The organism is Kribbella endophytica (assembly GCF_054781295.1).
This window is the reverse complement of record NZ_BAAGUR010000001.1, coordinates 2364483-2390619: the sequence shown is the minus strand read 5'-3', so window position 1 is coordinate 2390619 and position 26137 is coordinate 2364483. Positions and strand designations below refer to the sequence as shown.

Annotated in this window: 21 protein-coding genes; 11 read left to right on the top strand and 10 right to left on the bottom strand. The window is 69.6% G+C overall.

Annotation, left to right across the window (positions count from 1 at the left end; genetic code table 11):
- The first annotated feature begins 16 nt into the window (after window positions 1-16).
- The 3 genes from ACYVIO_RS11385 to ACYVIO_RS11375 all read left to right on the top strand — a co-directional run bounded on the left by ACYVIO_RS11385 (window position 17) and on the right by ACYVIO_RS11375 (window position 3052).
- A complete protein-coding gene (locus ACYVIO_RS11385; protein ID WP_460650650.1) occupies window positions 17-1135 on the top strand; it encodes a phosphotransferase family protein in 1119 nt (372 codons plus the stop codon).
- 68 nt (window positions 1136-1203) lie between these two features.
- Window positions 1204-2238, top strand: coding sequence for an L-glyceraldehyde 3-phosphate reductase (gene mgrA, locus ACYVIO_RS11380; RefSeq protein ID WP_460650649.1), 1035 nt, complete (start codon window positions 1204-1206; stop codon window positions 2236-2238).
- A gap of 163 nt (window positions 2239-2401) precedes the next feature.
- On the top strand, window positions 2402-3052 hold the full coding sequence (locus ACYVIO_RS11375) for a hypothetical protein (RefSeq protein WP_460650648.1): 651 nt from the start codon (window positions 2402-2404) through the stop codon (window positions 3050-3052).
- A 214-nt stretch (window positions 3053-3266) separates the two neighbouring features.
- Here the strand turns inward: ACYVIO_RS11375 and ACYVIO_RS11370 are convergent, their stop codons facing one another.
- Complete coding sequence (locus ACYVIO_RS11370) at window positions 3267-4247, bottom strand: TAXI family TRAP transporter solute-binding subunit (RefSeq protein WP_460650647.1); 981 nt, start codon at window positions 4245-4247, stop codon at window positions 3267-3269.
- Complete coding sequence (locus ACYVIO_RS11365; RefSeq protein WP_460650646.1) at window positions 4244-6268, bottom strand: TRAP transporter permease; 2025 nt, start codon at window positions 6266-6268, stop codon at window positions 4244-4246. Before ACYVIO_RS11365 ends, ACYVIO_RS11370 begins: the two co-directional genes overlap by 4 nt.
- 117 nt (window positions 6269-6385) lie before the next feature.
- On the opposite strand from ACYVIO_RS11365, the gene ACYVIO_RS11360 reads away from it, so the two are divergent.
- Both ACYVIO_RS11360 and ACYVIO_RS11355 read left to right on the top strand, forming a co-directional pair.
- On the top strand, window positions 6386-7051 hold the full coding sequence (locus ACYVIO_RS11360; RefSeq protein WP_012918592.1) for a response regulator transcription factor: 666 nt from the start codon (window positions 6386-6388) through the stop codon (window positions 7049-7051).
- A 3-nt stretch (window positions 7052-7054) separates the two neighbouring features.
- Window positions 7055-8425 (top strand): sensor histidine kinase, encoded by a 1371-nt coding sequence (locus ACYVIO_RS11355; protein ID WP_460650645.1) that lies wholly within the window; start codon window positions 7055-7057, stop codon window positions 8423-8425.
- A 65-nt stretch (window positions 8426-8490) separates the two neighbouring features.
- Here ACYVIO_RS11355 and ACYVIO_RS11350 read toward each other — a convergent pair whose 3' ends face one another.
- A complete protein-coding gene (locus ACYVIO_RS11350; RefSeq protein WP_460650644.1) occupies window positions 8491-9486 on the bottom strand; it encodes a TAXI family TRAP transporter solute-binding subunit in 996 nt (331 codons plus the stop codon).
- A gap of 181 nt (window positions 9487-9667) precedes the next feature.
- On the opposite strand from ACYVIO_RS11350, the gene ACYVIO_RS11345 reads away from it, so the two are divergent.
- The gene (locus ACYVIO_RS11345; RefSeq protein ID WP_460650643.1) at window positions 9668-12682 is read left to right on the top strand and encodes an alpha-mannosidase; all 3015 of its coding nucleotides are present in this window, start codon (window positions 9668-9670) and stop codon (window positions 12680-12682) included.
- Between the two features lie 45 nt (window positions 12683-12727).
- Here ACYVIO_RS11345 and ACYVIO_RS11340 read toward each other — a convergent pair whose 3' ends face one another.
- Both ACYVIO_RS11340 and ACYVIO_RS11335 read right to left on the bottom strand, forming a co-directional pair.
- Window positions 12728-13561 carry a poly(ethylene terephthalate) hydrolase family protein gene (locus tag ACYVIO_RS11340; protein ID WP_460650642.1) on the bottom strand — a complete coding sequence of 278 codons (834 nt, stop codon included), beginning with the start codon at window positions 13559-13561 and terminating at the stop codon, window positions 12728-12730.
- Complete coding sequence (locus tag ACYVIO_RS11335; RefSeq protein ID WP_460650641.1) at window positions 13561-14388, bottom strand: SGNH/GDSL hydrolase family protein; 828 nt, start codon at window positions 14386-14388, stop codon at window positions 13561-13563. The genes ACYVIO_RS11340 and ACYVIO_RS11335 overlap by 1 nt, the downstream gene beginning before the upstream one ends.
- A gap of 107 nt (window positions 14389-14495) precedes the next feature.
- Between ACYVIO_RS11335 and ACYVIO_RS11330 the strand changes: the two genes are divergently transcribed.
- Both ACYVIO_RS11330 and ACYVIO_RS11325 read left to right on the top strand, forming a co-directional pair.
- Complete coding sequence (locus tag ACYVIO_RS11330) at window positions 14496-15686, top strand: PucR family transcriptional regulator (protein ID WP_460650640.1); 1191 nt, start codon at window positions 14496-14498, stop codon at window positions 15684-15686.
- A gap of 54 nt (window positions 15687-15740) precedes the next feature.
- On the top strand, window positions 15741-17066 hold the full coding sequence (locus tag ACYVIO_RS11325) for a cytochrome P450 (protein ID WP_460650639.1): 1326 nt from the start codon (window positions 15741-15743) through the stop codon (window positions 17064-17066).
- 81 nt (window positions 17067-17147) lie between these two features.
- On the opposite strand, the gene ACYVIO_RS11320 is transcribed toward ACYVIO_RS11325, so the two are convergent.
- Window positions 17148-17651 (bottom strand): DUF5709 domain-containing protein, encoded by a 504-nt coding sequence (locus tag ACYVIO_RS11320; RefSeq protein ID WP_460650638.1) that lies wholly within the window; start codon window positions 17649-17651, stop codon window positions 17148-17150.
- A 69-nt stretch (window positions 17652-17720) separates the two neighbouring features.
- Between ACYVIO_RS11320 and ACYVIO_RS11315 the strand changes: the two genes are divergently transcribed.
- A complete protein-coding gene (locus tag ACYVIO_RS11315) occupies window positions 17721-18875 on the top strand; it encodes an FUSC family protein (protein WP_460650637.1) in 1155 nt (384 codons plus the stop codon).
- A 453-nt stretch (window positions 18876-19328) separates the two neighbouring features.
- Here the strand turns inward: ACYVIO_RS11315 and ACYVIO_RS11310 are convergent, their stop codons facing one another.
- Together ACYVIO_RS11310 and ACYVIO_RS11305 are read right to left on the bottom strand one after the other, a co-directional pair.
- Entirely contained in the window at window positions 19329-19769 is a 441-nt protein-coding gene (locus ACYVIO_RS11310; RefSeq protein ID WP_460650636.1) for an OsmC family protein, read from the bottom strand.
- 5 nt (window positions 19770-19774) lie between these two features.
- Window positions 19775-20998, bottom strand: coding sequence for a phosphatidylinositol-specific phospholipase C1-like protein (locus ACYVIO_RS11305; RefSeq protein WP_460650635.1), 1224 nt, complete (start codon window positions 20996-20998; stop codon window positions 19775-19777).
- A gap of 145 nt (window positions 20999-21143) precedes the next feature.
- Between ACYVIO_RS11305 and ACYVIO_RS11300 the strand changes: the two genes are divergently transcribed.
- Window positions 21144-21776, top strand: a complete 633-nt coding sequence (locus ACYVIO_RS11300) for a TetR/AcrR family transcriptional regulator (protein ID WP_460650634.1) — start codon at window positions 21144-21146, stop codon at window positions 21774-21776.
- A gap of 156 nt (window positions 21777-21932) precedes the next feature.
- On the opposite strand, the gene ACYVIO_RS11295 is transcribed toward ACYVIO_RS11300, so the two are convergent.
- Together ACYVIO_RS11295 and ACYVIO_RS11290 are read right to left on the bottom strand one after the other, a co-directional pair.
- The gene (locus tag ACYVIO_RS11295; RefSeq protein ID WP_460650633.1) at window positions 21933-22337 is read right to left on the bottom strand and encodes a hypothetical protein; all 405 of its coding nucleotides are present in this window, start codon (window positions 22335-22337) and stop codon (window positions 21933-21935) included.
- A 165-nt stretch (window positions 22338-22502) separates the two neighbouring features.
- Window positions 22503-24389 (bottom strand): DUF5107 domain-containing protein, encoded by a 1887-nt coding sequence (locus ACYVIO_RS11290; RefSeq protein ID WP_460650632.1) that lies wholly within the window; start codon window positions 24387-24389, stop codon window positions 22503-22505.
- Between the two features lie 88 nt (window positions 24390-24477).
- On the opposite strand from ACYVIO_RS11290, the gene ACYVIO_RS11285 reads away from it, so the two are divergent.
- Window positions 24478-26133 (top strand): FAD-binding dehydrogenase, encoded by a 1656-nt coding sequence (locus tag ACYVIO_RS11285; protein ID WP_460650631.1) that lies wholly within the window; start codon window positions 24478-24480, stop codon window positions 26131-26133.
- Window positions 26134-26137 lie beyond the last annotated feature (4 nt).

Here is a 26137-nt window from a genome sequence, read left to right as displayed (position 1 = left end):
CCGCAGACTGGCACCAATGACTCCGATCCAGACCGCAGCACAAGCAATCGCCGCCGCCCACGGCGTAGACCCCTCCCAGGTCACCGAACTGCCCGGCGGCGTAGCCAACCACGTCTTCCGCCTGGGCCCCACGCTGATCCTGAGAATCCCACGCTCCCCCGCGTTCATCGCAGACCTCCACAAGGAAGCGGCCGTAATCCCCATCGCCCGCGCCGCCGGCGTCCGCACCCCAGCCATCGTGGCCCAAGGCACCATCCCCCTCGACAACATCCCCAGCCCGTACGTCGTGATGGAACGCGTCCACGGCCACGACCTGGTCACCCACGCAAGCGCCGCGAGAACTCAGCCCGGCGCCGTACGAACCCAGCCGAGTGCCGTACAAGCTCAGCCCAGCGTGGTGGTGACTCAGCCGGGCGCCGTACGAGCTCAGCCGGGCGTTGTGGCGACTCAGCCAGGCGCCGTCGGAACCCATTCCGACTCCGTCGGAACCCAGTCCGGCGCCGTGGGAACCCAGCGCGGCTCCGTGGGGACTCGGCCCAGCGCCGAGTTCTGGGCAGCCCTCGGCCGAGAGGTCGCCCTGATTCACCGGGTCCACCAGGAAGAACTAGGCAGCATTCCCGAGGACTCCGGGGATGGGCGTGGGTCGGCTGACGAACTGGTTGAGCGGGGGTATCTCGATGCTGAGACGGGGCGTTGGGTTGGGTTGTGGATGGGCGAGCTGCGGGGGCGGTTCGGCGAGGACTTGCCGAAGGTTTTGTTGCATGGGGATCTGGCTCCGCAGAACCTGATGGTGGACGACGCCGGGCGGTTTGTGGCGGTGATCGACTGGGGTGATGCCGCGTGGGGGCCGCGGGGGATGGAATTTGCGAAGCTTCGGCTGGGGGACGTGGATCGCGTGCTGCCGGCGTACAAGGATGCTGCGGATGTGCGGTTCGAGACCGGTGAGCTGGAGGCGGCGGTGCTTTGGTTCCACCTGCAGTGGGGGCTGTCGAACCTGACCGGCCCGCCGCGGATCGGCGAGCGGCACTGGACTGCTCCGCCTGCCAGTCGGGTGCTCGGCGTGCTGCGCTTCCTCGCTTCGGACCCACCGGAGCCTTGGGGCAGCCTGATCAAGAAGGTGGATCTCTGGGTCTGATCGACGCTGGTTGTGCTGGAATACAAGGGGTTCGCGGACTTGTCACGACATGGTGCAGACTGAGAATCGTGACTGACTACACAGCAGCTGAGAACCGGTACGACGACCAGATGGCCTATCGGCGGACGGGACGCAGCGGTCTGCAGCTGCCGGCCATCTCGCTGGGTCTGTGGCACAACTTCGGTGACGACAAGCCGTTCGCGACGCAGCGCGACATCCTGCGCCGGGCGTTCGACCTGGGCGTCACCCACTTCGACCTGGCGAACAACTACGGCCCGCCGTACGGCTCGGCGGAGACCAACTTCGGCACCCACTTCGCGCGGGACTTCGCGAAGTACCGCGATGAGCTGATCCTGTCGACCAAGGCCGGGTACGACATGTGGCCGGGGCCGTACGGTCAGGGCGGCGGCTCCCGCAAGTACCTGCTCGCCTCGCTCGACCAGTCGCTGGACCGGATGGGTCTGGACTACGTCGACATCTTCTACTCGCACCGCTTCGACCCCGACACCCCGCTCGAGGAGACGATGGGCGCGCTCGACTCCGCCGTCCGCTCCGGCAAGGCGCTGTACGCCGGCATCTCGTCGTACTCGGCGGAGAAGACCCGCGAGGCGGCCGCGATCCTGGCCGAGCTCGGGACGCCGCTGCTGATCCACCAGCCGTCGTACTCGATGCTGAACCGCTGGATCGAGGAGGACCTGCTCGACGCCGTCGGCGACCTCGGCGTCGGCGTGATCGCGTTCTCGCCGCTGGCCCAGGGCATGCTCACCGACCGCTACCTCGACGGCGTCCCCGCCGACTCGCGCGCGGCCCAGGGCAAGTCCCTGAGCACCGACATGCTCACCGAGGAGACCCTCAAGCACGTCCGCGCCCTGAACGAGATCGCGAAGCAGCGCGGCCAGTCCGTCGCCCAGCTCGCCCTCGCCTGGACGCTGCGCGACGACCGCGTCACCAGCGCCCTGATCGGCGCCTCCAGCGTCGCCCAGCTCGAGGACAACCTGGCCACGGTCAAGAACCTCAAGTTCAGCCAGGAAGAGCTCGACGCCATCGACGCCGACGCCGTCGAGGCCGGCATCAACCTCTGGAAGAAGAGCTCCGACCACTGATCGGTCGGACACCTGACCCTGGGGGTCACCGGGCACAGCCTGGTGACCCCCAGAGTCTTTCCACAGGCAGGCGACCTTACGGACCGGTCACGCGTGGTGGTGGAGTGGTTGCTTGTAGTGGGAACCGGGCACAGGCTTGGGATAACCCCAGGAGGTGGTTCCCATGACCGCTTCTACTCTTGAAGTGGCGCTCGGCTACGAGCACGGGAAGATTCGTGAGCTGGCGGCGCCGGCGCACGAGGCGGATGCTGGGTTGCCGCAGCGGCGGCACGAGACGGACTGGTTCTACGCGATCGCGGCCCAGCATCTGGCGGCTGCTGAGGACGTGTTGCTGCCGCAGGTTCGGCGACTGCCGGACGGGCGGTACCTGGTGGCGGCGTACGTCGGGAACGTCAAGCAGCTGGAGCGGTCGCTGCGGTTCCTCAAGGCGCGGCAGTACGGCGACAGCCGGGTGCTGCATCTGCATCCGGACGAGGTGTGGCAGGTGATCGACCGGCAGCTCGACGAGCACGAGCGGATGGAAGCCGACTACAGCCGGCAGCTCTGTGAGTCGATGGACGGCGAGGACGTCAGCGCGCTGACCGAGCGGCTGCTGAGCGCCGAGGAGGTCGCGCCGACCAGGGCGCATCCGTTCTCCCCGCACACCGGCGTGGCCGGGCGGATGGCGCACCGGATGTGGCGCGTCGCCGACACCGCGTGGGACAGCGCCGAGGGTCGCGTCGTACCGACCAACTACCACGCTCATCCCAAGCGCGACTCGGCGCTGTCGCACTACCTGCGCGGCTCCCAGATCCCCGAGGGGAACGGCAGCTAGAAAGCAGGTGGCCGGACCAACCCTTGGGATGCCTCCCGCGGGTTGGTCCGGCCGGTGCCCCTGCCACTGCGCCTGGTTGTGGCGGGGGCGTCCCTTCTCCACAGCGCCTGGAAGCGGAGGAGGGGTGTGGCCCGTCCCGCCGCGCCTACGGACTGGGACGGGACCGGTACTCTCCCCCGCTGCGCCTGGTGTGCGGGGGAGAGCGCGTGTGAAGTTATTTGAGCGACTCGAGCGCCTTCTTCGCGCCGGGGTGCAGCGGGACCGGGTCGGTCTTGGCCGCGTTCTCCAGCGTGATGTCCTTGGCGGCCGCGTTCACCTGGACCAGGGCGTCCTTGTTGTCGAAGATCACCTTGGTCAGCTTCTCGGCCAGCTCGTCCGGCATGTTCTTGCGGACCAGCAGCACGTTCGGAACGATGATCGTCTTCACATCGCCCGGCTGCTTGTACGCCGCCGCCGGAATGGTGCCCTCGGCATAGATCGTGCCGTACTTCGTGTTCAGCGCCGGCAGCAGGTCCGTGATCGGGATCAGCTTGACGCCGTTGCCGAGGCTCGTGGTCAGGTCGGTGATGCCGCCGGTCGGGAGGCCGCCCGACCAGACCAGCGCGTCGATCGAGCCGCTCTTCATCGCGTCGACCGACTCGGGCAGACCGAGCCGCTGCGCGGTGACGTCCTTCGCGGGGTCGAGCCCGGCCGCCTCGAGCAGCCGCCGGGCGATCACCTCGGTGCCCGAGTTCGGCGAGCCGGTCGAGACCCGCTTGCCCTTCAGGTCCGCGAACTTCGTGATCCCGGACGAGGCCCGTACGGCGACCTGCGTGTAGTTCGGGTACAGCCGGGTCAGCGCGACGACGTCCTGCACCTGCTGGAAGCTGTTCTGCCCCTTGACCGCGTCGGCGGCGGTGTCGCCGAGCGAGAACGCGATGTCGTAGTTGCCCGCGACCAGGCCCTGCACGTTCTGCACCGAGGCGCCGGTCTCGCTGGCGGTCGCGCGGTAGCCCTCGACCTTGTCGGAGATCACCGAGGCGAGCGCACCGCCGAGCTGGTAGTACACGCCGGTGGTGTTGCCGGTGGCAATCGTCAGCCGGCCGCCGTCGGTACCGGCCCCACCGGCCTCGGGTTCACGCTGCCCACCACAGGCCACCAACGACACGGCGGCGACAAGCGCGAGTACGGCGGCGGGGAGGCGTCGGGTTCTCATGAAGTGACGGATCCTTCCGGTTGTCCGGCCTGGCGCTGCCGCCGGACCAGGTTGATGACGACGGCAACAAGTAGCAAACCGATTCCGACGGCGATGGTTACGGGCGCCAGGTAGAGGAGCAGCAGCGCGGCCGGGACGCAGAGCGCTCGCTCGACCCAGCTGGTGGCGACCAGGATCCAGCCGCCGGTGACCACGGCCAGCGCCGCGACCGCCAGCATCGACACCGCCAGCGTCCAGACCATGCCGATGAACGAGCCCTGGCCGAGCAGGTGCGCGCCGTTCTCGGTGAGCACGAACGCGAACGGCACCAGGAACGCGGGCAGCGTGTACTTCCAGGCCTGCCACATCGTGGCCATCGTCCGGCCACCGGTGATCGCCGAGGTCGCGACGGCGGCCAGCGCGGTCGGCGGCGACACCTCCGACAGCACGGCGTAGTAGAAGATGAACATGTACGCCTCGGCCTGGGTGACGCCGAGCTGCACGAGGGCCGGCGCGATGATCACCGCGGCGATGATGAACGACGCGGTGACCGGGACGGCCAGGCCGAGGATCAGTACGGCGATCGCGGACAGCGCGACGGTCAGGATCAGTACGACGGTCGGGTCGTCGGTGAACCCGCGGCCGGCCTCGACGATGATCTCGGCCAGGTTCAGCCCGAGGCCGGTCTGCGTGGTGACCGCGACGATCACGCCGGCGGTCGCGCAGGTGGCCGCCACCGGCAGCACCGATCGGGTGCCCTGGGCAAGCGCTTTGAACAGCGGACCGGCGGTCAGCCGGTGCTCGCGGTCGAGGAACGACAGCACGATCTGCAGCAGCACGGCGTACACGACGGCCTTGAACGGCGGGACGTCGACCGCCATGAAGCCGATGATCACGAACAGCGAGAGGAAGTGGTAGCTGAACCGCAGCAGCAGCTTGCGCGCGGACTGGGTCGAGGTCTCGGCCGACGTGGTGCCGTGCCGGCGGGCGTCGATCTCGATCGCGAGCAGGATGCCCAGGTAGTACAGGATCGTCGGGATCACCGCGAAGCCGAGCACGGTCAGGTACGAGACCTGGAGGAACTCGGCGATGATGAACGCGGCCGCGCCGAGCGTCGGCGGGGACAGGATCGCGCCGATACCCGCGGCGGCGAGCATTCCACCTGCCGGTTCGGGCGGGTAGCCCGCGCGGCGCAGGATCGGCCAGGAGACGGTACCGAGCGACACGGCGGTCGCCGTACCGGAGCCGGACACGCTGCCGAGCAGGAAGCCGGCCAGCGTCACGGTCCGGCCGGGCGCCGTCCGGCTGCGCTTGAACGCGGCGAACGACAGGTCGATGAAGAACTTGCCGGCGCCGGAGTAGTCGAGCACGGCGCCGTAGATGGTGAACAGCACGATGTAGCTGGCGGCGACGCCGAGCGGGGTGCCGTAGAAGCCGGCCGTGCCCATCGTGAACTGCGCGATGATCGCGTCGAAGTTGAAGCCCTGGTGGGCCAGCGACCAGGTGTAGGGCAGGTAGCCGCCGTAGTAGGCGTAGGCGATGAACAGCAGGCTGAAGGCCGGCAGCACCCAGCCCGTCGTACGACGGCAGGCTTCGAGCAGCAGGACCAGCAGCAGCGCGCCGACCAGGACATCGGTCGAGGTCGGTGCCTGGCGGCGTTCCAGGAAGCCGTCGAAGTCGAGCAGCGGGTACAGACAGACGACGAGCGCGACCGCGGCCAGCACCCAGTCCAGGACACCGGGGTCGTCGTGCGTCCGCCCCTTGAACGGGTTCAGGAACGCCGGCACCTTCCAGCCCCGATAGCACAACAAAGTGATCGGGAGGACGGCTGCGAGAAAAATCACTAAGTAGTACTGCGTGCCGGCCGACAACGGGAAGAACACCTGGAGCAGAACACCCACGCTGACGACGGCGCACCAGGCCGAGATCACCAGATCCAGGGCAGGCCGCAGCCGCCGAGCGGGCTTCTCCTGCTCGTACTCGGCCAGTTCGGTGTCGGAGAGCGCGGCGGTGCCGCCCCCCGAACCAACACTCACAGTCATCTTCCGGTTCCCTCCCGTGGTCGGAGACTAGTGTCGCCGACCACGGCGCGGAGTCACGTGACTACGTCTTTACCAAGATCTGACACATGTGAGCGTCGACTGCCCTACGATCACGGCATGAGCGGCGCCGTCAGGATTTTGTTGGTCGAAGACGATCTAGATATCGCCAATGCTCTGATACCTGCGCTGCGCCGGTACGGGCTGATGGTGACGCACGTCCGGACGGCGGCGGACGCGCTCGCCGCGGACCCTGGCGACCTGGTCCTGCTGGACCTGGGACTGCCCGACGGCGACGGCATCAACGTGTGCCGGCAGATCCGTACGGTGTCCGACGTACCGGTGATCGCGGTCACCGCGCGCGGTGAGGCCGCCGACCGCGTCCGCGGTCTGCGCAGCGGCGCCGACGACTACGTGGTGAAGCCGTTCGCGATCTCCGAGCTGCTCGCCCGCATCGACGCCGTACTGCGCCGTACCGGACTGCTCCAACCCCGCCCGCGGGTGACAGTGGGCGATCTGACCGTGGACATCGAGGCGCGCACCGTCCAGGTCGCCGACAAGCCCATCAGCCTGACCCGCAAGGAGTTCGACGTGCTAGCTGTGCTGGCCGCGCACCACGGCCGGGTGGTGCCGCGTGAGCAGGTCGCGCTGTACGCCTGGCAGTCCGTCTTCGAAGCGTCGTCGCGAACGATGGACGTCCACGTCGCCAGCCTGCGGGCCAAGCTCGGCCGCCCGGAGCTGGTGCAGACCATCCGCGGCGTCGGCTACCGCCTCGGTTCGGACTGACCGTTGCGTCGTCGCCTGCTGCAGTCCCTCGTCCCCCTGGTCGCCATCCTGGCGATCGTCGCGGCCGTCCCCCTGGCCAACTTCATCGCGACCAACACGACCCGCAACCTGTTCCTGTCCCGCAGCAACGACGCCGACTGGTTCGCCACGATGGCCGAGTCGCCGCTGCAGTCGGGTGACATCGCCACGCTGCGCGAGCTGGCGGTGCGCTACCACGAGCTCTACAACACGCCCGTGTTCGTCGTCGACGTGGACCGCCGGGTGGTCGCCACCTCGCGGTCCGGTGTCGACGTGAAGGACCCGGACATCGACCTGGTCCTGGACAGCACGCTGTCCGGCCGGCTGCCGGCCGAGCCGAAGGCCCTGTGGCCGTGGCAGTCCGGCGAGATGGTCGTCTCCCGCCCGGTGGTCAACAACGGCCGCGTGCTCGGCGCCTCGGTCCTGCGGGTCCCGACCGAGAACGGGCGGAACGACGTACAGAACGGTCTGCTCCTGCTGCTCGGCGGTCTGCTGATGGCGGTCGGAGCTGTTGTCATCGGCATCGTTCGCCCGGTCACCCGCTGGGTGCTCCGGCCGCTGAACGACCTCGACAACGCCACCCACCAGGTCACCCGCGGCGCGCTCGACACCCGGGTCTCGACCGATGGCCGTGCACCGGAGCTGCGCCGGCTCGGCGACAGCTTCAACTCGATGGCCCTCAGCCTGCACCAGGCGCGGCAGCGCGAGCGCGAGTTCGTCGCCGACGCGTCGCACCAACTCCGTACGCCGTTGACGTCGGCGCGGATCCACATCGAGGGCCTGTCCCGGCTGTCGCCGACCGCGCGGTTCGCGCTCAGCGACATCGACCGGCTGGGCCGGATCGTGCAGCGGCTGTCCCGCCTGGCGGGCTCTGACCGCCCTGGGGACATCGAGGGCAGCGAGGCCCCGCTGGACCTCGCGCAGGCCGTCAAGGAGCGTCTGGTCGGCTGGAAGGCCGTGTACGCCGCGGACGACCTCGAGCTGATCATCGGCGAGATGGTGCCGGGCGGTGTCGCCGCCGAGCTCGAGGTGGACGACATCCTCGACGTACTGCTCGACAACGCCAGCAAGTACGGCGCTCCGCCGGTCGAGGTCTCAGTGACGCGGGACGGCACCGAGGTCGTGATGTCGGTCCGCGACCACGGCCTCGGGCTCGGGTCGCGCGACCTGAAGAAGGTCGGCGAGCGGTTCTGGCGCAGCGCCCACCACCGGGAGATGCCCGGTACGGGCCTCGGCCTGGCGATCGTCCGCTCCGAGGCCGCGCGCGTCGGCGGCCGGGTGGTCGCCCGCCCGCCGATCGGTGGCGGTCTGGTGATCGAGGTCAGGGTTCCGCTGATCGACGACTACGAGGACTGACAGACGTCAGAAGGGGCGGTGAGGGCCACGTGGCCTTCACCGCCCCTTCGTCGTCGTACAGGGCCTCAGACGTGGTTTTCCTTGTACCAGCGCTCCGCGGCCGGGTGCAGCGGGATCGGCATCGTCGCGATCGCGGACCGGCTGTCCAGGGACCCGGCTTCGGGGTGGATCTCGCGCAGCTCGGACTGGCGGCGGAACATCGTGTTCACCGTCCACCACGCCCACGGGTCGGACAGGCCGCGACGGGCCAGCAGGTAGTTCGGGACCGCCAGGGTGGGCACCGCGTTGGACAGCTTGTAGACCGACGGCGGGATCGACGACAGCACGTAGCCACCGAAGCGCCGGCTCGCGAGCTCCTGGGCGGCGGCGCCGATGTCGACCAGCCGGAAGCCGATCGTCGACTGGAACTCCAGGATCGGTTCGGTCGGCAGGCCACCGCTCCAGATCAGGGCGGCGATGCCGTCCTTCGGCTTGTCGATCCCGACGGCGAGGGCCTTCACCGCGGCTTCCAGGCCGAGGGACTTCGGCACCACCTTGATCCCGGCGGTCTGGAGGATCCGGTTCGCGACCACGCGGGTCCCGGAGCTGGTCGGGCCGAGGTTGACGTTCTTGCCCGCCAGGTGCTTCAGCTCGAAGATGTTCGACGACGTGGGCACCACCACGTGCACGTAGTTGTCGTAGGTCCGGGCCAGTGCGGAGAACCGCAGCGCCCCGGAGGAGAACGCGGTGCCGGGCGCGCCATCCCAGGCGTCGAGGGCCGAGTCGGACAGGCTGAACGCGATGTCCGCGGTCCCGGCGGCCAGCATCTTCAGGTTCTGGACCGAGCCGTCGGTACGGACCGACGTCATCGAGACGCCGGTCTGCTCGGTGGCCAGCTTGGCCAGGCCGCTGCCGTAGATGTCGTACACACCGCCCGCGTTGCCGGTGGCGAGCTTGGCGGCGCCGTCCGGCGCCGCTTCGTCGGAGCGGCCACGGGAACAGCCTGGGACGAGGAGGGCCCCGGAGGCCGCTGCCCCCAGTCCCAGCAAGTGGCGGCGGGTCAGCAGGCGGGGACGATCCATGAGGGACAACCTAGTCGGGCCGGGGGTGAGCACGCCATCGCGGTCTTCGAAGGCCGGGAATCGACGCTGCGGGAGGCCGAGGTACGGCTGGCGTCTGGACGGGCCCGGGCATCATGTGACAGCGTTGTCAACACAGTCGGCCTGGATGGCCGCGGAAACCCCGTCAGCGGAGGATGATTTCGTGCACGACGACCGGCAACTGATCGAGGAGCGGCTCAAGCGCGCCCTGCGGGAGCGGATCCGCCCCGCGGTCTACGGCGCCTCCGTTCCGCTGGACATCGAGGTGTGGCACGCACCCGGTGAGCCCGTCTCCCCCGCCGAGGCCCTGGCTCAGACCTTCGAGCCGGCGGCGATCGGCCTGCCCTGGGGTCCCGCCTGGGGCACCGCGTGGTTCAAGTTCAGCGGCCAGGTGCCGGCCGAGTGGGCCGGCTCCGAGATCGAGGCCGTGATCGACCTCGGCTTCAGCGGCGGCCCGGGCTTCTCCGCGGAGGGCCTGGTGCACACCACCTCCGGCGTACCGCTGAAGGGCCTGCACCCGCGGCAGACCTACGCGCCGCTGTCGATCCTCGGACCGGACGGTACGGCGGCCTCGCCGGGCGACCGGATCGAGTTCTACGTCGAGGGCGCCGCCAACCCGGAGATCCCGCTCGACAACGCCTACGCGAAGGTCGACATCGGCGCCAAGCGCGGCGAGACCCCGATCTACCAGTTGACCCGCGCCGACCTGGCCGTGTTCAACGCCGAGGTGTGGAACCTGATCCTGGACCTGGAGGCGCTCGACGGCCTGCAGAAGGAGCTGTCGCCGCAGGAGCCGCGTCGCCGGGAGATCCTGCGCGCGCTCAGCCGGGCCCTGGACGCCCTGGACTACGAGGACGTCGCCGGGACCGCCACCGAGGCCCGCGCGCAGCTCACCGACGTACTGAGCCGTCCGGCGCACGCCAGCGCGCACCAGCTGTCCGCGGTCGGCCACGCGCACATCGACTCGGCCTGGCTCTGGCCGTTGCGCGAGACCCGCCGCAAGGTCGCCCGGACCGTCTCCAACGTCGCCACGCTGGCCGAGGAGTACCCGGAGCTGGTCTTCGCGTTCTCGCAGGCCCAGCAGCACGCCTGGGTGAAGGACAACTACCCCGAGGTCTGGGAGCGGCTGAAGAAGGCCGTTGCCGACGGCACCATCGTCCCGGTGGGCGGGATGTGGGTCGAGTCCGACACCAACCTGCCCGGCGGCGAGGCGCTGGCCCGGCAGTTCGTGCACGGCAAGCGCTTCTTCCTGGACGAGTACGGCATCGACACCCAGGAGGTCTGGCTGCCGGACTCGTTCGGCTACACCGCCGCGCTGCCGCAGCTGGTGAAGCTGTCCGGCTCGAAGTGGTTCCTGACCCAGAAGATCTCCTGGAACAAGGAGAACCGCTTCCCGCACCACACCTTCAACTGGGAAGGTCTCGACGGCACCCGGATCTTCACGCACTTCCCGCCGATCGACACCTACAACTCCGACCTGTCCGGTCGTGAGCTGGCGCACGCCCAGCGCAACTTCCAGGAGAACGGCGCCGCGACCCGGTCGCTGGTGCCGTTCGGGTACGGCGACGGCGGTGGCGGCCCCACCCGTGAGTTCGTCGCGACCGCCCGCCGGGTGGCCAACCTGGAGTCCTCGCCGCGGGTGACGATCGAGTCGCCGACCGAGTTCTTCAGCGCCGCCGAGGAGGAGTACGCCGAGCACGCGCCGGTCTGGTCCGGCGAGCTCTACCTGGAGATCCACCGGGCGACGTACACCTCGCAGGCCAAGACCAAGCAGGGCAACCGGCGCAGCGAGCACCTGCTCCGCGAGGCCGAGCTGTGGTCGGCCGCCGCCGTGGTCGCGGGCAAGCTGGACGCCTACCCGTACGAGGACCTGGACCGGATCTGGAAGGCCGTGCTGCTGAACCAGTTCCACGACATCCTGCCCGGCTCGTCGATCTCCTGGGTGCACCGCGAGGCCGAGGCGACGTACGCCCGCCTGGCCGAGGAGCTCGAGGCGATCATCGGCAAGGCCCAGCAGGCGCTGGCCGGCTCCGGTGACGCGCAGATCGTCTTCAACGCCGCACCGCACACCCGTGGTGGCGTCGCCGGTCTCGGCGCCGGCATCACAGCCGGCGAGGGCCAGGCGGCGACGATCGACGGCAACGTTCTCGACAACGGCCTGATCCGGGTCACCGTCGACGAGCGCGGCCTGATCACGTCCCTGTACGACGTGGCCGCCGAGCGCGAGGTCGTTGCCCCGGGCACCGCGGCGAACCTGCTGCAGCTGCACGTCGACACCCCGAACCACTGGGACGCCTGGGACGTCGACTCGTTCTACAAGAACAACGTCCGCGACGTCACCGAGGTCGACAGCGTCGACTTCAGCAGCGTCGACGGGGTCGCGACCGTCGTCGTGAAGCGCTCGTTCAACCGGTCCACGGTCACCCAGACGCTGCGGCTGCGGCCGGGCACCAAGCGGGTCGACATCGAGACCGCGATGGACTGGCACGAGTCGGAGAAGTTCCTCAAGGCGGCGTACCCGGTCGACGTGCACGCCGACCGGTCGGCCTCGGAGACCCAGTTCGGGCACATCTTCCGGCCGACCCACACCAACACCTCGTGGGACGCGGCGAAGTTCGAGATCGCGGCGCACCGCTGGGTGCACGTCGGCGAGCCCGGCTACGGCGTTGCCGTGGTCAACGACTCGACGTACGGGCACGACGTCAACCGGACCTCGCGTGAGGACGGTGGCACCACGACCACCATCCGTACGTCGCTGATCCGCGCGCCGCGCTTCCCCGACCCGAAGACCGACCAGGGCCTGCACGTGGTCAACCACGCGCTGGTCGTCGGCGCCGGGATCCCCGAGGCGATCGAGGAGGGCTACCGGATCAACCTGCCGGAGCGCGTCGTCACCGGTGCCGAGGGTGTCGCGCCGCTGGTCGAGGTCAGCAACGGCAACGTGATCGTCGAGGCGATCAAGCTGGCCGACGACCAGTCCGGCGACGTCGTCGTCCGGCTGTACGAGTCCAGCGGCGGCAAGTCGCGGGCGACCGTGACGCCGGGCTTCGCGGCCGGGTCCGTCACCGAGGTTGACCTGCTCGAGCGGCCGCTGGCCGAGCGCGAGCTGGCCGACGGTGGCGTGGCGATCGCGCTGCGTCCGTTCCAGATCCTGACGCTCCGCTTCACGCGTAGCTGAGGTGACTTGTGGGGCCCCGGGCAGATTGTTGCCCGGGGCCCTTTGTCATTTGCGCCGTACGCCGGTGAAGGCCGCGTCGGTGCACAATCCGCACGCCGTGCCGGTGAACTCCTTCGCGGCTGCTGTGTTGCCGGTCAGTTGGTACTTGAACCACGCGGTCACGACGCCGCGGAAGCCGCCGGCGTCGCCGGTGGTCTCGTTGTGGTCGGCACCCTTGAGCGAGGCGTAGACGCCTTCAGGTGCGAGCGACCACATCGCGAGCACCAGCGGAGCCGGGACGACGATGTCGGATGCTCCGGACAGGAACAGGGCCGGGCCCTTCAGTTGTCCGGGGACGGCGAGTGGGCCGGGTTGCAGTGGGATCGCCGTGTCGATCCGTGCGTCGACTCCGGCGTTGATCGCGCCCTGCCCACCTTGCGAGTGGCCGGCGGCGCCGATGTGCTGCAGGTCGACGTGCTGGTAGAACTCGCTTCCCGGCTGCTGGTCGAGCCGGCTGAGCAGGTCGATCCCCGCGCGCATCTCGACGCCGGTCCCGGAGAAGGTGGTGTTCGCCGCGGCCACGATGAAGCCGTGGCTGGCGAGATGTCTGAGCAACCCGTCGTAGATGGAGGTGACGGCGAAGGTTCCGTTGCCCCAGACAACTACTGGCGCGCGGCTGGTGAGTGATGCCGGGTAGTACAAGGTGTGTGCCGGTAGTACTTGTACTTTCACCGCGCTCGGTCCGGGCTGAGCCCACGCCGGATCGCCCGCGGCCGCGGGCGCCGCGGACACCGTGGGCGCGGGTGCCGCCAGCACCGGAGGCGCGGCGAGCGCCGACGGCGCGCCGACGATCAGTGCGGCCGCGGCGGCCAACGCCGTCCACCCTCTGCGGACGCGCATCAGCGGGCTGCCTTGGCGACGATTCCGCCGAAGGCGCTCATGCCTTGGGCCGACGGGTGGAGGGGTGCGGCGATCGAGCTGGGGACCAGGCCCTCGAGCCAGCGGTGGCCGAGTGGGGCGCAGGCGTCGTGGCCGATGCTGGGGGTGCGGAGGTCGACGTACTGGGCTCCATGCGCAGCAGCCTGTGTGGCGAGCATCTGGTTGAGGCGGTCGATCGTGGCCTGCAGGTAGTTGGCGTCGACGGCCCACACAGGGACTGTCGGCCAGCAGCCGTTCGGGCGGACGTAGGTGCCGTAGCCGGTGACGAGGACCTTCGCGTTGGGCGCGAGCTGGCGGATGTTCGCGAGCGCCTGCCCGAACGCCGGGGCGGTGGCCGTGATGCGGGCGGCGAGCTGGTCCTTGCCGCCGGCGGTGAAGCGGCTCTTGCACGACGTACCGGCAGGTGGCGGCAGCAGGTTGATGCAGGACAGCGCGGCCGTGACGAGCCCGGTGTCGTTGCCGCCGATCGCGACCGTGACCACGTCGGTGGACGCCGACAGCGAGCGGAACTGCGGCGGTACGAAGCCGAACTGCTTCCCGGTGAAGTCCGGGATCACCGCGCCCGAGCAGGTGACGTCGGTCAGCTTCGCGCCGAGCGCCTTGGCCGCGACGTGCGGGTAGTTGGCCGAGGACCGCAGGCAGGCCAGGTCGATCTGCGGCAGAATCAGCGGCCCGGCGGCCGACGAGTCCCCCAGCGCGACGTACTCCACCGGCTCGGCCGCTCCGGCCGGTTGTGCAAAAGCACCCAGCAGTACGCCGACCGCGGCCATCCAAGCAGCTCGTCTCATCCTCATCACCCTTCGCAGTCGCTTTGTCACTCAGCTGCCAGTAATGTTCCAGCACAAACCCACCCCAGGTCGCTGGGGCCACACCCAGACTTCCGGGGTTGATGCTTGTGACGGATCACAAGACGCTGACCGCGAACGGCGTACCGGTGGACCGCGTCCTGCTCGGAAACCTCGGGCAACTCGTCGACCAGGTGCTCGACCACCTCGTCCACCAGATCCCCCTGTACGGGCAGCTGCCGCGAGAGGAACTGCAGGGCGACATCCGCCAGATCACCGAGCGCACCCTGCGCGCCTTCGCCGAGACCTTCCGCACCGGCGTGATCCCGACCGGCCCGACGCTCGAACCGCTCCGCGAGTCCGCCGCCCGCCGAGCCGAGGAAGGCGTCCCGCTGGAGGCACTGCTCGCGGCGTACCATCTCGGCGGCCGGGTCTGCGCGGACTTCGTCGCCGACGGGTTCCGGCCCGAGGAACTGCCCGACGCGCTGGCGCTCAACCGGTTGATCCTCGACTTCCTCCAGCAGGTCACCGCGACGGTCTCGGCCAGCTACTTCGAGGAACGCCAGGTCATCGCCGGCGAGGAGCAGGCCGGCCGCCAGTCGCTGCTCACCACGCTCCTGGACGGCGGACCCGCGGCCGAGGCCGCTCGTCGCGCCGGGCTGCAACTGCCCGCCGAGTACGTCGTACTAGGCCTCGCGTACGGCGCGCACGCCGACGAGCTGCAACCCGGCGTCGACCCGAAGATCGTTGCCCGCCGCAAGCTTCGCCGCATCCGCGTGGAGCTCGACCGCGTCGGCGCGATGGCCAGTCTCTCGCCCGCCGACGGCGTCGTCCTTCTCCCGACTCAAGTACCTGTGGATCCGCTGCACGCCAAGCTCAGCAAGGCCGCGGGCGTCGAGCTCTTCCTGTCCGTCACCACCGCCGTACCCGAGCAAGTCCCCGCAGCGGTCGGTCTGGTCCGCGATCTGCTCGAAGTGGTGCGCATCCATCGCCGCCCGCCGGGCGTGTACCAGCTCGACGACCTCGTGCTCGAGTACCAGCTCAGCCGCCCGAGCCCCGCCCGCGATCGCCTCGCCGTACTGCTGCAGCCGCTGAGCGATCGGGCCGACCTGCTCGCGACGCTGCGCTGCTACCTCACCAACAGCCGCAACCGCCGCCAGACCGCCGCGGACCTGCACGTCCACCCGAACACCGTCGACTACAGGCTCCGCCAGGTCGGTCGGCTCACCGGGCTCGATCCGGCCCAGGCCGACCATCTCCCGCGACTGGTCGCGGCCTTGGCGGCGTACGACGCAAGCTGACGTTCATCTGGCCGTCGTAGCGTTGAAGACCTCAGCCCTCACCCGGGAGGTGGCATGACGCCGACACCGTTGCTTGGTGCCCGCACGCTCGACCGGCAGACCGCCCGCACGCTGCCGCCCGGCCCGAAGCTGCCGACGCTGGTCCAGACGGTGCTGTTCGCCGCGCATCGCAAGACGTTCTTCCCGCGGATGCGGGCGAAGTACGGCGACGTGTTCACGATCCGCATCGTGCCGTCGAGTCGCGTCTGCGTCGTCCTGAGCCGGCCCGAGGACATCCGGGACGTGTTCACGACGCCGCCGACCGTGATGCACGCGGGCGAGGGCAACGAGGTGCTCGCGCCGATCATGGGCGACCACTCGCTGCTGCTGATCGACGACGAGGACCACGCGCGGATGCGGCGGCAGCTGATGCCCGCGTTCCTCGGCAACGCGCTGCGCGGGTACGCCGGGATGATCGGCGAGCTGGCCCGGGCGGACGTCGAGTCGTGGCCGGTGGGCAAACCGTTCAAGCTGCACGACCGGATGCGCGAGCTGACGCTGGAGGTGATCCTGCAGGTCGTGTTCGGGGTCACCGACTCGACGCGGCTGGCCGAGCTGCGGCCGCTGGTGGAGAAGATCGTCACGGTCCGGCCGATCACGATGCTCGGTGGGTTCTACCCGCGGCTGCTGAAGTACCCGCCGTGGCGGACGTACCTGGAGACGCAGAAGCGCGTCGACGAGATCCTGTACGACGAGATCGCGCGCCGTCGTACGGACAATGCGGGGCGCAACGACGTGCTCAGCCGGCTGCTGGCAGCTGGCGAGTGGTCGGATGTGGAACTCCGGGACCAGCTGGTGACGCTGCTGCTAGCCGGGCACGAGACGACGGCAACGGCGTTGGCCTGGGCGTTTCACGAGCTGGCGCGGATGCCCGCCGAACTGACCGCTGCGCAGCAGGCCGCCGACGAGGGCGACGACGAGCGTCTGGAGGCGATCACGAAGGAGTCGATGCGGCTCCACCCGGTCGTTTACCAGGTCGGCCGGCGAGTCACCGAGACTGTCGATCTGGCCGGCTACCGCCTGCCGCGCGGCACGACGATCATGGCCGCCATCGGGCTGGTCCACGGCGATCCGGAGAACTACCCGGCCGCCGCCGAGTTCCGGCCTGACCGCTTCCTGTCCGAGGACCCGCCGGCCGCCGGCACCTGGATCCCCTTCGGCGGCGGCGCCCGCCGCTGCATCGGCGCCGGCTTCACGGTGCTGGAGGCGACCGAGATCCTCCGAGCGGTCCTCACCCGGTACGACGTGCGCCCGGTCGACGCCGCCCCGGAAACAGCAACTCCCCGCAACGTCACGTTGGTCCCGTCGAGGGGCTGCGAGGTAGTAGCCACCCACCGCTGAGAATCAGATACAACAGCTATTTCAAGTCTTCCCCGCAATCCGGGGAAGACTTGAAAAGGCCTGCGGTGGGCTGAGGCCGGGTCAGTTCTCCGGGTCGCCCACGTCGCCGAGGTCCACGTCCTGGACGTCCGCGAGGTTGGTCTCGTCCTCGTCGTCCAGCTCGAAGGGCTCGTCGTCGTCGACCACGTGGACGGCGGCTTCTTCCGCGCTCGCGGCGGCGCCGTCGAAGCCGACGTCGGAGGCGGTCAGCTCGGAGTCCTCGTCCTCGTGGGCGCCCTCGTCGGGCGCGACCAGGCGGCCGGAGCGCTCGGTCCCCACCTCAGGGCCGCCGACGTTCTCACCGTCCTCGGCGTACGGGTCGACGTCCGGCTCCTCCTGCGCGATCCGCTGGTCCAGCGTCTCGCCTTCCAGCGCCTCGTCGGCCGTCGTACCGAACCCCTCGCCGGCCGACCACTTCTCGGGCGGCGAGTACCCCTCGTCGAGCAGGTCGTCGACGCCGCGGTCGTTCAGCGTGTCCTCCGGCTGCAACTGGTCCTCGTCGTCGACGCTGTAGCTGCCGTAGTCCTCACGGTTGTTCTCGGTCATGGCCCCACCCTGACCTTCCAACCCGTGTGAATCAAGGCAGAGCGCGGTCGTGTCGGAGATGATGGGCCCATGGACCCGGTCCGACTGACGCTGGATCAGCTGCGCGAGCTCCGCGACGACATCGCCCCGCACGCCGCCCAGCGCTCCCGCGCCTCGGTCCGCCGCCGGATCGACCGCTGGCAGAGCCGCAGCTTCTTCATCGCCCAGTGCGCCCTGGCCGCGGCCGTCGCCTGGACGATCGCCCGGTACGTCGTGGGCCACCAGCAACCGTTCTTCGCCCCGGTCGCGGCGATGGTCTGCCTCGGGTTCAGCTTCGGCCAGCGCCTGCGCCGGGTCGCCGAAGTGATGGTCGGTGTGGCCGTCGGGGTCGGCGTCGGCGACCTGTTCGTCCGCTTCTTCGGCACCGGTATCGTCCAGATCGTCTTCGTCATCGCGCTCGCGATGAGCGTCGCGGTCCTGCTCGGCGCCGGCACGCTGATGACCACGCAGGCCGGTGTCCAGGCCGCGATCGTCACCACCCTGATGCCCAACGCGGGCGCCGGCTTCAACCGCTGGCTCGACGCCGTGCTCGGCGGCCTCGTCGCTCTCGCCGCGGCAACCATCGCCCCCGCCGCGGCGATCCGTCGCCCCAGGCAACAAGCGTCCGGCGTACTCAACGAACTGGCCGCGATCCTGATCGAGACCGCCGAAGGCCTGCGCAACAGCGACGAGGACGCCGTCACCGACGCGCTGCGCCGCGCCCGGGCGAGCGAGGGCCTGCTCGACGACCTGCGCAGCGCCGCCGACGAGGGCGTCGCCGTGGTCCGCCTCTCGCCATTCCGGCGCCGGCACCGCGGGCGGGTGAAGGAGATCGCCGACCTGGTGATCCCGCTCGACCGCGCGATCCGCAACATCCGCGTCCTGGTCCGCCGCTGCGCCGTCTCGGTCTGGCGTGACGAGAAGATGCCCGCCGAGTACCCGATGCTCCTCGAACGCCTCGCCGACGGCACCCGCCTGATCGCCGAGTCGCTGTTCGAGCCGCAGGCCGACGTCGCCGCCCACCGCGTCCTCGGCGAGCTCGGCCGCCGTACGGCGGTGATGCCGATCCCCGGCTCGCTGTCCGCCGTTGTCGTGCTCGGCCAGATCCGCTCCACGGTCGTCGACCTGCTCGAGCTGACCGGTACGACGTACGACGAAGCCCGCGAGCTGGTCCCGCTCCGCGCGGACGGCCTGGACGAGAAGTAGCCGTCGCCCTACGTGCGCTAGGTCACATCGAAAAGTTCTGCCGAATCTCCGTCATACCCGGGCGGTCGGTGCGTCTCACAGGCATGACGATCCACCGACTGATGGCAGCCATCGCGACCGAGCAGGTCGTGCTGCGCGACGGCGAGCCGCACGAGACCCCCGACGACCGGAGCGACGCCGCCGCTGAGCTCCACTAGGCGCGAACCGGACGGACGGAGCCAGGCGGCGCGCCCGGACGGTCTTCCCCACCGAGGTAGACCGCACGGATGTCGCACACCAACGCAGAGGCGCCCATGCGAGGCGCCGCCGGCTCCGTCGAGTGCACCGCCACAGCGGTGCACGCAGAACCACCCGACCACTGTCCTGACGCCGCTTGCGCGAGGCTCAGGCCAGGGGCCGGGTGGTTCTCTGCATTCCAGGGGTTCTGTACGACGAACGCCGTACGCACCGAGGTCAGGCGACGACGATCTCCGTCGTCACCGAGTTCGCGATGAAGCACTCCTCGTGGGAGAGGTGGTGGATCTTCGCGAGGGTCTCCGCGTCCGGCTGCTCGCCGGCGAACACGATCTTCGGGTGCAGCGTCACCTGGGTGATCGCCAGCTTGCCGCGCTCGTTCTTGGCCATCACGCCGACCGCGTGGTCGTCGTACGCGTCGACCACCAGCCGCTTCTTGGCCGCGATCGACAAGAAGGTGAGCATGTGGCACGACGACAGCGCCGCCACGAACGCCTCCTCCGGGTCGACCGGCCCGGGATTGCCCAGGTACGCCGGGTTGGCGGACCCGGGCACGGTCACCCCGCCGTCGAAGCGCCACTCGTGGTCGCGGTTGTAGGTCTGGTAGGTGAACTCGTGCTCACCGCGGCTCCAGCTGACGTCGACCACGTGCTCCGACACAGGACTCACCTTTCCGAGACGTTCCCCCTGCACCACGCCGGGGAGGACACCGGGTTGCAGCGTACTGCGACCCCACCAGGCAGCTGCGCGACGAAATCGCTGTCGTACCGCGCGGCCATTCCGGCGACCGGGAAGTCGGTGGTCACCCACTGCGCGCCGCTCTCCAGCGCGATCCCGACCCGGCTGGTCTCGTTGGCCAGGACCGTCGCCATCGGCTCGTCGGACCGGGTCCGGACCAGGTAGCCCTTGCGGACGAGCCGCTGGATCTCGGCCTGGTTCGCGCCCCGCGGGTCGTTCACCATCGTGACCGCAGCGTCCGGTTGACCCTCGGGACCGCGGGTGAAGACCGCCCGGCCTTCGAGGTTCGGCTTGCCGGTCCGGTAGAGGTCGCGGATCTCGCCCTCGCCGCCGTTGTCGAAGAAGAACATCACCTTGCCGCGGGCCTGGTCGAGCGTCGGCCAGCCCTTCTTCAGCACCGACTGCTCCAGCGTCAGCCCGGCCTTGCGGACGTCGTCCGGGGACAGCAGCTGACGCTCACCGAAGACCGACCGGATCTCGGTGTCGACGCCGTTCAGGTTGGCCGCGTCCCACGGCGGCGACTGCACGCCGCCGGCCGCGACGATCCGCGGGTCGGACTGCTTCAGCTCCAGCTGGATCACGATCGGCGCGTGGTCCGGGTGCTGGTCGGACCAGCCCTTCACCTGCTGCAGGCAGACGACGAAGGACCGGCACGTGGTGTTGTAGTCGAAGTCGGCGATGTGCATGACCTTGGCGCCGGGCTTGGCCAGTTCCGGGTCGGTGAGCGGGCCCTGACCGGTCAGCTTCCGGATGAGCGGGTACGTGTAGAGGCCGCCGGCCGGGTCCGGGAACAGGTCGAGCTCCAGGGCCCGGATGTTCTGGTTCTGCAGCTGCTGCGGGATCGAGGCGTGCGAGTACCAGATGTTCGCCGCGCCCGGGTCCTGCGCCTGCTGCACCTGCTTCTCGGTGGCGCTCAGCTCGCGGTGGTAGGAGTTGTGCGCGCCGAGGGTCTGGATCTGGTTCATCCGGAGCGCGGACCGGGTCTGCTGCTTGTCGGCTGCTGCCTGTGCGCCGTTCGCCTGTACGCCGTTCGCCTGGTCGCCGCTCGATCGGTCGCCGTTCGAACCGCTGCCGAGTGATGCACCCGCGAGTCCCGCGGCGGCGACCGCCGCGGACGCGAGGCCGGCGGTGAGTTTGCTGCTGATCCGCATGCTGGAGTTCCCCTCCGTCGATCTGGGCAGACTGCCAAGCCTGATTGTGTCCAGCCGGAGGTCACATCACCTGACCTGAACCTGTCATCGAACTGAACGACGGCGAATGGCAACGTTGTCCCCCTTCGCGGGGCACAATGACCTCATGGTCTCCACTACCGCTGGTGAGGAGCCGGGTGCGTATCCGTTGCGGCGGATGCCGACCCAGGACCGGGCCAGCCGTCAGGTCGAACGCATCCTCGACGCGGCCTGCGCCGAGGTGGTCGAGCGCGGGTACGACGCCGCGTCGACCAGCAGCATCGCCAAGCGCGCCGAGATCGCGGTCGGCAGCGTCTACCGGTACTTCCCCGACAAGCGCACACTGATCCAGGCGATCGAGCGGCGCAACCAGCACCGCTACACCGAGGCCGTCCGCGAGCGGCTCGCCGTGGTCGCGGACTGGCGCGAGGCCGTCGACGTCACGCTGGACACGTTCCGGGAGATGCACCGGACCGACCCGGGCTTTCGCGCCGTCGTACTGAGTGGACTGGGCGATCCGGAGCTGGAGGCGACGCCTGGTGAGTTCGACGACCAGCACTCCGGTGAGTTCGCCGAGCTGCTGACGCAGCGCTTCGGCGCGACCGACAGCCGCGAGTTCCGGCTCACGGTGACGCTGACCATCACCATGGGCGAGGCGCTGTCGCACCTGTCCGAGCGCCTGGACCCCGTGGACGCGGAGGTCGTACTGGCCCAGGGCCGTCCGACGCTGCACCGCTTGCTGGAGCCCTACCTGCCGTAGCTCGAGCCCCGGCCTCCATCCGTTTGAGGCCAACGTCTTTCAAGTACCAGCCACCGCTCGGGGGTTGGTACTTGAAAGATGTGCAGGCGACAAGCTGGCTCGAGCAGGAATGACAAGGCCCTCGCCGGTCGGGCGAGGGATTCGTGGTGCGGGAATCTACGGTTGTGGGACCGGGTCCGACGATCTCGGTCCGAGTTGCGGCCAGTGGCTCACTCGACCCTCGATCCGGCCCCGGCGCGGCGCCCGGACGTCGTAGCTGACGATCACCCGGTCCTCCGCGGCGTACAGGTTCCTGCTCCCCATCGGCAGCCGGCGGTGGACCTCGTACGGGCCCTCGCCGCGCCGCGTGTAGTACTCGACGACGACCTCGACGTACTCCGCCGGGGCACCGCCCTCGACCTGACCGCGGATCGGTCCGCGGACCCGGACCACCCGACCGGCGGTCCTCTCCTCACCGAGTCCGGGACGCTGCTTCCGGCCGCCCGCGAACACGTCCGACATGATGCATGCGCTGACCAGCAGCACCAGGCCGAATCCGCCCAACACAATGATCGTCAACATGGCACTCACCCCCGACGGGCCGGTCCCTGCGACCTGTGCAGTTCCGCGACCGTCGTTCTCGTCACTTCCTGCGGCGGCCCTCGCCGCACACTCGTGAGACGCCGCCATGAGGTGCTTGGTTCCCACGTCCTGACAAACTCGCCGAAGGTGATCGCCAGGTAGCCGTCAGTCGCCGGCCATCCCGAACTCGTACCGCGCCGGCACCTCCCTGGCTGTTCCCAGAAGCTCTTGCGCCCGCCGCCAGTAATCCGCCAGCGGGTTGTCTCCCTCCCGTACGCCGGAAGGCTCGACTCCCTCGTCCAGCAAGGCCTCGGCCGCTGCTGCGTCGCCGATCTCCAGCAGGTACCGCACCCGCAGCAACCGGATCCGCTGATCGTCCCCCGGCGCCCGATCGAGAATCCGTCCAGCCCTGGCTGGATCTTCTTGCAGCGCAGCAGTCGCCGCCTCGACCACCAACGGCACCAGGTCAGGCCTCAGCTCGGTCGCCCGCTCGTACGCCGCCAGATCGCCCGTCGCCACGGCCAGATTCCTCAGCGCCCAGGGGTTGTCCCCCGACTCCCGCCAGGCGTCGACCGCACCGGCCTCATCGTCCGCGAACCACCGAGCAACCCCCCGGTGATACCAGGTCAACCAACTGTCCTCGGCTCGCTCCAACAAGTCCTTCCACGCAACCAGAGTCCCGTCCACCGTCTCCGGCGCACGACCTTCCGCCCCCGGCGCACCGCCTTCAAGTACCGGCCACCAAGCCCGTTCCCGCTCGCCGATCGTCTCCTCGCCGAACGGTGTCCCTTCCGACACCGTCCACCCAGTGCGCTTCAACTCCAGCGCACCCCACCCAGCACCGACTGCCAACCGCTCCCCCGGCACCGCATCAGCGATCCCAAGCCAACTCCGCTCCCGCCCCTCCAAGCCCTCCAACCGCCCACCCAACACCCCGTCCGCCGCACCCCAAGCCGCACTCCACTCCCCATGCGCGGCAACCGGATCCACGGACACCCGCCCGTACGCCTCCAACCACGACCAACTAGTTGCACCAGGCAACTTCAAGTGCTCGAGCTGCGTCCGCGCCAACCCCGCCTGGATCTCGCAGTACCCCGGGCCCTCCAGCCCCGGCGACAACCACTCCTGCCACCGCCGACCACCCCGCCCCTCACCCCAAACAAACAGCTTCCGCCCCCGCAACCGCTCCGTCGAAGCCTGCACCAACCCGTTGCCCTCAGCATCCAACGCCGCGATCCACGGCCGCTGCCCCGGCAACGGCTCGAAGAAGAAGTCCACCGCCCGCTTGTGCCGCATCGGGTACGTCAGATCGATCCCGTCGTACTCCGGCACCCCGACCAGCTCGAGATTCTTGCCGTACCCGAACCTCCACGCCTCCTCCGCCGGTACCAGCACCCGTGTCTCGGGCGACTGCTCGACCGCGATGTTCGACCACCAGTACGCCGGGACGACGTCCGTCGACGGGTTCTGGATCCGCGCGCCGACGTACAGGAGATCCGAGTCCTCCGGCAGCCAGAAGTCGAGCTGGACCACGAGGTTGCGGCTGCGCTCCCACTCCCAGAGCCGCAGGACCGGCGTACCGTCCGGCCCTTCGATGCGCGCCGCGTGCATCGGCGAGCAGGTGCCGGTCCAGTGGCCGGTGCTGCCGAGGTTCCACTCGACGCCGCCGGCGAACCAGGCGTTGCGCAGGGCAAGGTTCGCGGGCTGGATCACCGGGTTGCGGTAGAGCAGTTCCTGGCCGGACGGCTTGTGGACGAGCGAGTAGAGCCGGCCGCCGAGGCTCGGGAGGACGGTCGCGCGGAGCTGGTCGTTCTCCAGGACGAGCGCGGGCAGCGGCCGCTCGGTCAGGGTGCGGCCGTAGCCGTCCTGGTCGAGGCAGGGCAGGACGCTGCGCAGTCCGCCGTACCGGATGTTCTCGGCGAGATCCTCCGGGAGCTCGTCGACATTCTGGACGCGGTGCAGGTCCCGGTGACCGCGCAGCGGCGGCAACGGGTTCTCCTCGCCGAGGTCGGCGACGGGCAGGGTCAGAGTCTGCGCAGAAAGGATCGTCACCCGGACAATTCTTGCAAGACTGCGCACCTGCGGTCTACAACCGCCGTTGTCTGGTATCCATGGACGACCGACGCGAGGGGATGGGCCGATGGATGCAGATGTGATCGTCGTGGGAGCGGGGCTGGCCGGGCTGGCGGCGACCGCTGAACTGGCCGACGCGGGACGCAAGGTGCTGCTGCTCGACCAGGAACCGGAGGCCTCGCTCGGTGGGCAGGCGCACTGGTCCTTCGGCGGTCTGATGTTCGTCGACTCGCCCGAGCAGCGGCGGATGGGCATCAAGGACTCGCACGACCTCGCGCTGCAGGACTGGCTCGGCTCGGCCGGGTTCGACCGGCTCGACGACGAGGACCACTGGGCCAGTCAGTGGGCGGAGGCGTACGTCGACTTCGCCGCCGGTGAGAAGCGGCCGTGGCTGCACGCGCAGGGCGTTCGCTGGTTCCCGGTCGTCGGCTGGGCCGAGCGCGGCGGGTACAACGCCGACGGGCACGGGAACTCGGTGCCGCGCTTCCACATCACCTGGGGGACCGGGCCGGGTCTGGTCGCGCCGTTCGAGCGGCGGGTGCGGGAGGCCGTGGCGAAGGGGCTGGTGGAGTTCCGCTTCCGGCACCGTGTGGACGAGCTGACCGTCACCGGCGGGGTCGTCGACGGCGTCTCGGGGAAGGTGCTCGAGGCAAGCTCCGTCGGTCGCGCTGTCGAGAGCTCGCGGGTCGAGGTGGAGGACTTCGCGCTGACCGCGCAGGCCGTGATCGTCACGTCCGGCGGCATCGGCGGCAACCACGACCTGGTCCGCTCGCAGTGGCCGGCCCGGATGGGCAAGCCGCCCGAGAACATGATCAGCGGCGTACCGGCACACGTCGACGGGCGCATGCTCGCGATCACCGAGACCGCCGGCGGTCGGTACGTGAACCGCGACCGGATGTGGCACTACGTCGAAGGCATCCGCAACTGGGACCCGATCTGGCCGATGCACGGCATCCGGATCCTGCCCGGCCCGTCGTCGCTGTGGTTCGACGCGACCGGCAGGCGGCTGCCCGTCCCGCTGTTCCCGGGCTTCGACACGCTGGGGACGCTCGAGCACATCATGACCACCGGGTACGACTACAGCTGGTTCGTGCTGACCCAGAAGATCATCGAGAAGGAGTTCGCGCTGTCCGGCCAGGAGCAGAACCCTGACCTGACCGGCAAGGACATCCGCGGTGTCCTCGGCCGAGCCCGCGGCGGCGCGACCGCTCCCGTGCAAGCCTTCATGGACAAGGGCGCCGACTTCGTCGTCAAGGACAACCTCGCCGACCTGGTCCGCGGCATGAACGCCATCACCGGCACGGACCTGATCTCGCTGCCCGACCTCGAACGCCAGATCGTCGCCCGCGACCGCGAACTGGAGAACACCTTCACCAAGGACCTCCAGATCACCGCCCTCCGCGGAGCCCGCAACTACCGCGGCGACAAACTCATCCGCGTCGCCACCCCGCACCGCATCCTCGACCCCAAAGCCGGCCCGCTCATCGCGGTGAAACTCAACATCCTCACCCGCAAGTCCCTGGGCGGCCTGCAAACCGACCTCTCCTCCCGAGTCCTCCGCCCCGACGGCACCCCTCTCCCCGGCGTCTACGCAGCCGGCGAGGTAGCAGGCTTCGGCGGCGGCGGAGTCCACGGCTACCGCTCGTTGGAAGGCACCTTCCTAGGCGGCTGCCTCTTCTCCGGCCGCACAGCCGGCCGAGCAGCCGCGCGGGCAGTCAGCTGATTTC

Excerpts from the sequence above, each read along its gene's own strand:
- ACYVIO_RS11300 (WP_460650634.1), top strand. The coding sequence starts at position 21,144 with ATGGTCTCCACTACCGCTGGTGAGGAGCCGGGTGCGTATCCGTTGCGG.
- ACYVIO_RS11305 (WP_460650635.1), bottom strand. The coding sequence starts at position 20,998 with ATGCGGATCAGCAGCAAACTCACCGCCGGCCTCGCGTCCGCGGCGGTC.
- ACYVIO_RS11350 (WP_460650644.1), bottom strand. The coding sequence starts at position 9,486 with ATGGATCGTCCCCGCCTGCTGACCCGCCGCCACTTGCTGGGACTGGGG.
- ACYVIO_RS11335 (WP_460650641.1), bottom strand. The coding sequence starts at position 14,388 with ATGAGACGAGCTGCTTGGATGGCCGCGGTCGGCGTACTGCTGGGTGCT.
- ACYVIO_RS11375 (WP_460650648.1), top strand. The coding sequence starts at position 2,402 with ATGACCGCTTCTACTCTTGAAGTGGCGCTCGGCTACGAGCACGGGAAG.
- ACYVIO_RS11285 (WP_460650631.1), top strand. The coding sequence starts at position 24,478 with ATGGATGCAGATGTGATCGTCGTGGGAGCGGGGCTGGCCGGGCTGGCG.
- ACYVIO_RS11320 (WP_460650638.1), bottom strand. The coding sequence starts at position 17,651 with ATGACCGAGAACAACCGTGAGGACTACGGCAGCTACAGCGTCGACGAC.
- ACYVIO_RS11385 (WP_460650650.1), top strand. The coding sequence starts at position 17 with ATGACTCCGATCCAGACCGCAGCACAAGCAATCGCCGCCGCCCACGGC.
- ACYVIO_RS11315 (WP_460650637.1), top strand. The coding sequence starts at position 17,721 with ATGGACCCGGTCCGACTGACGCTGGATCAGCTGCGCGAGCTCCGCGAC.
- ACYVIO_RS11325 (WP_460650639.1), top strand. The coding sequence starts at position 15,741 with ATGACGCCGACACCGTTGCTTGGTGCCCGCACGCTCGACCGGCAGACC.
- ACYVIO_RS11340 (WP_460650642.1), bottom strand. The coding sequence starts at position 13,561 with ATGCGCGTCCGCAGAGGGTGGACGGCGTTGGCCGCCGCGGCCGCACTG.
- ACYVIO_RS11295 (WP_460650633.1), bottom strand. The coding sequence starts at position 22,337 with ATGTTGACGATCATTGTGTTGGGCGGATTCGGCCTGGTGCTGCTGGTC.
- ACYVIO_RS11365 (WP_460650646.1), bottom strand. The coding sequence starts at position 6,268 with ATGACTGTGAGTGTTGGTTCGGGGGGCGGCACCGCCGCGCTCTCCGAC.
- ACYVIO_RS11370 (WP_460650647.1), bottom strand. The coding sequence starts at position 4,247 with ATGAGAACCCGACGCCTCCCCGCCGCCGTACTCGCGCTTGTCGCCGCC.
- ACYVIO_RS11360 (WP_012918592.1), top strand. The coding sequence starts at position 6,386 with ATGAGCGGCGCCGTCAGGATTTTGTTGGTCGAAGACGATCTAGATATC.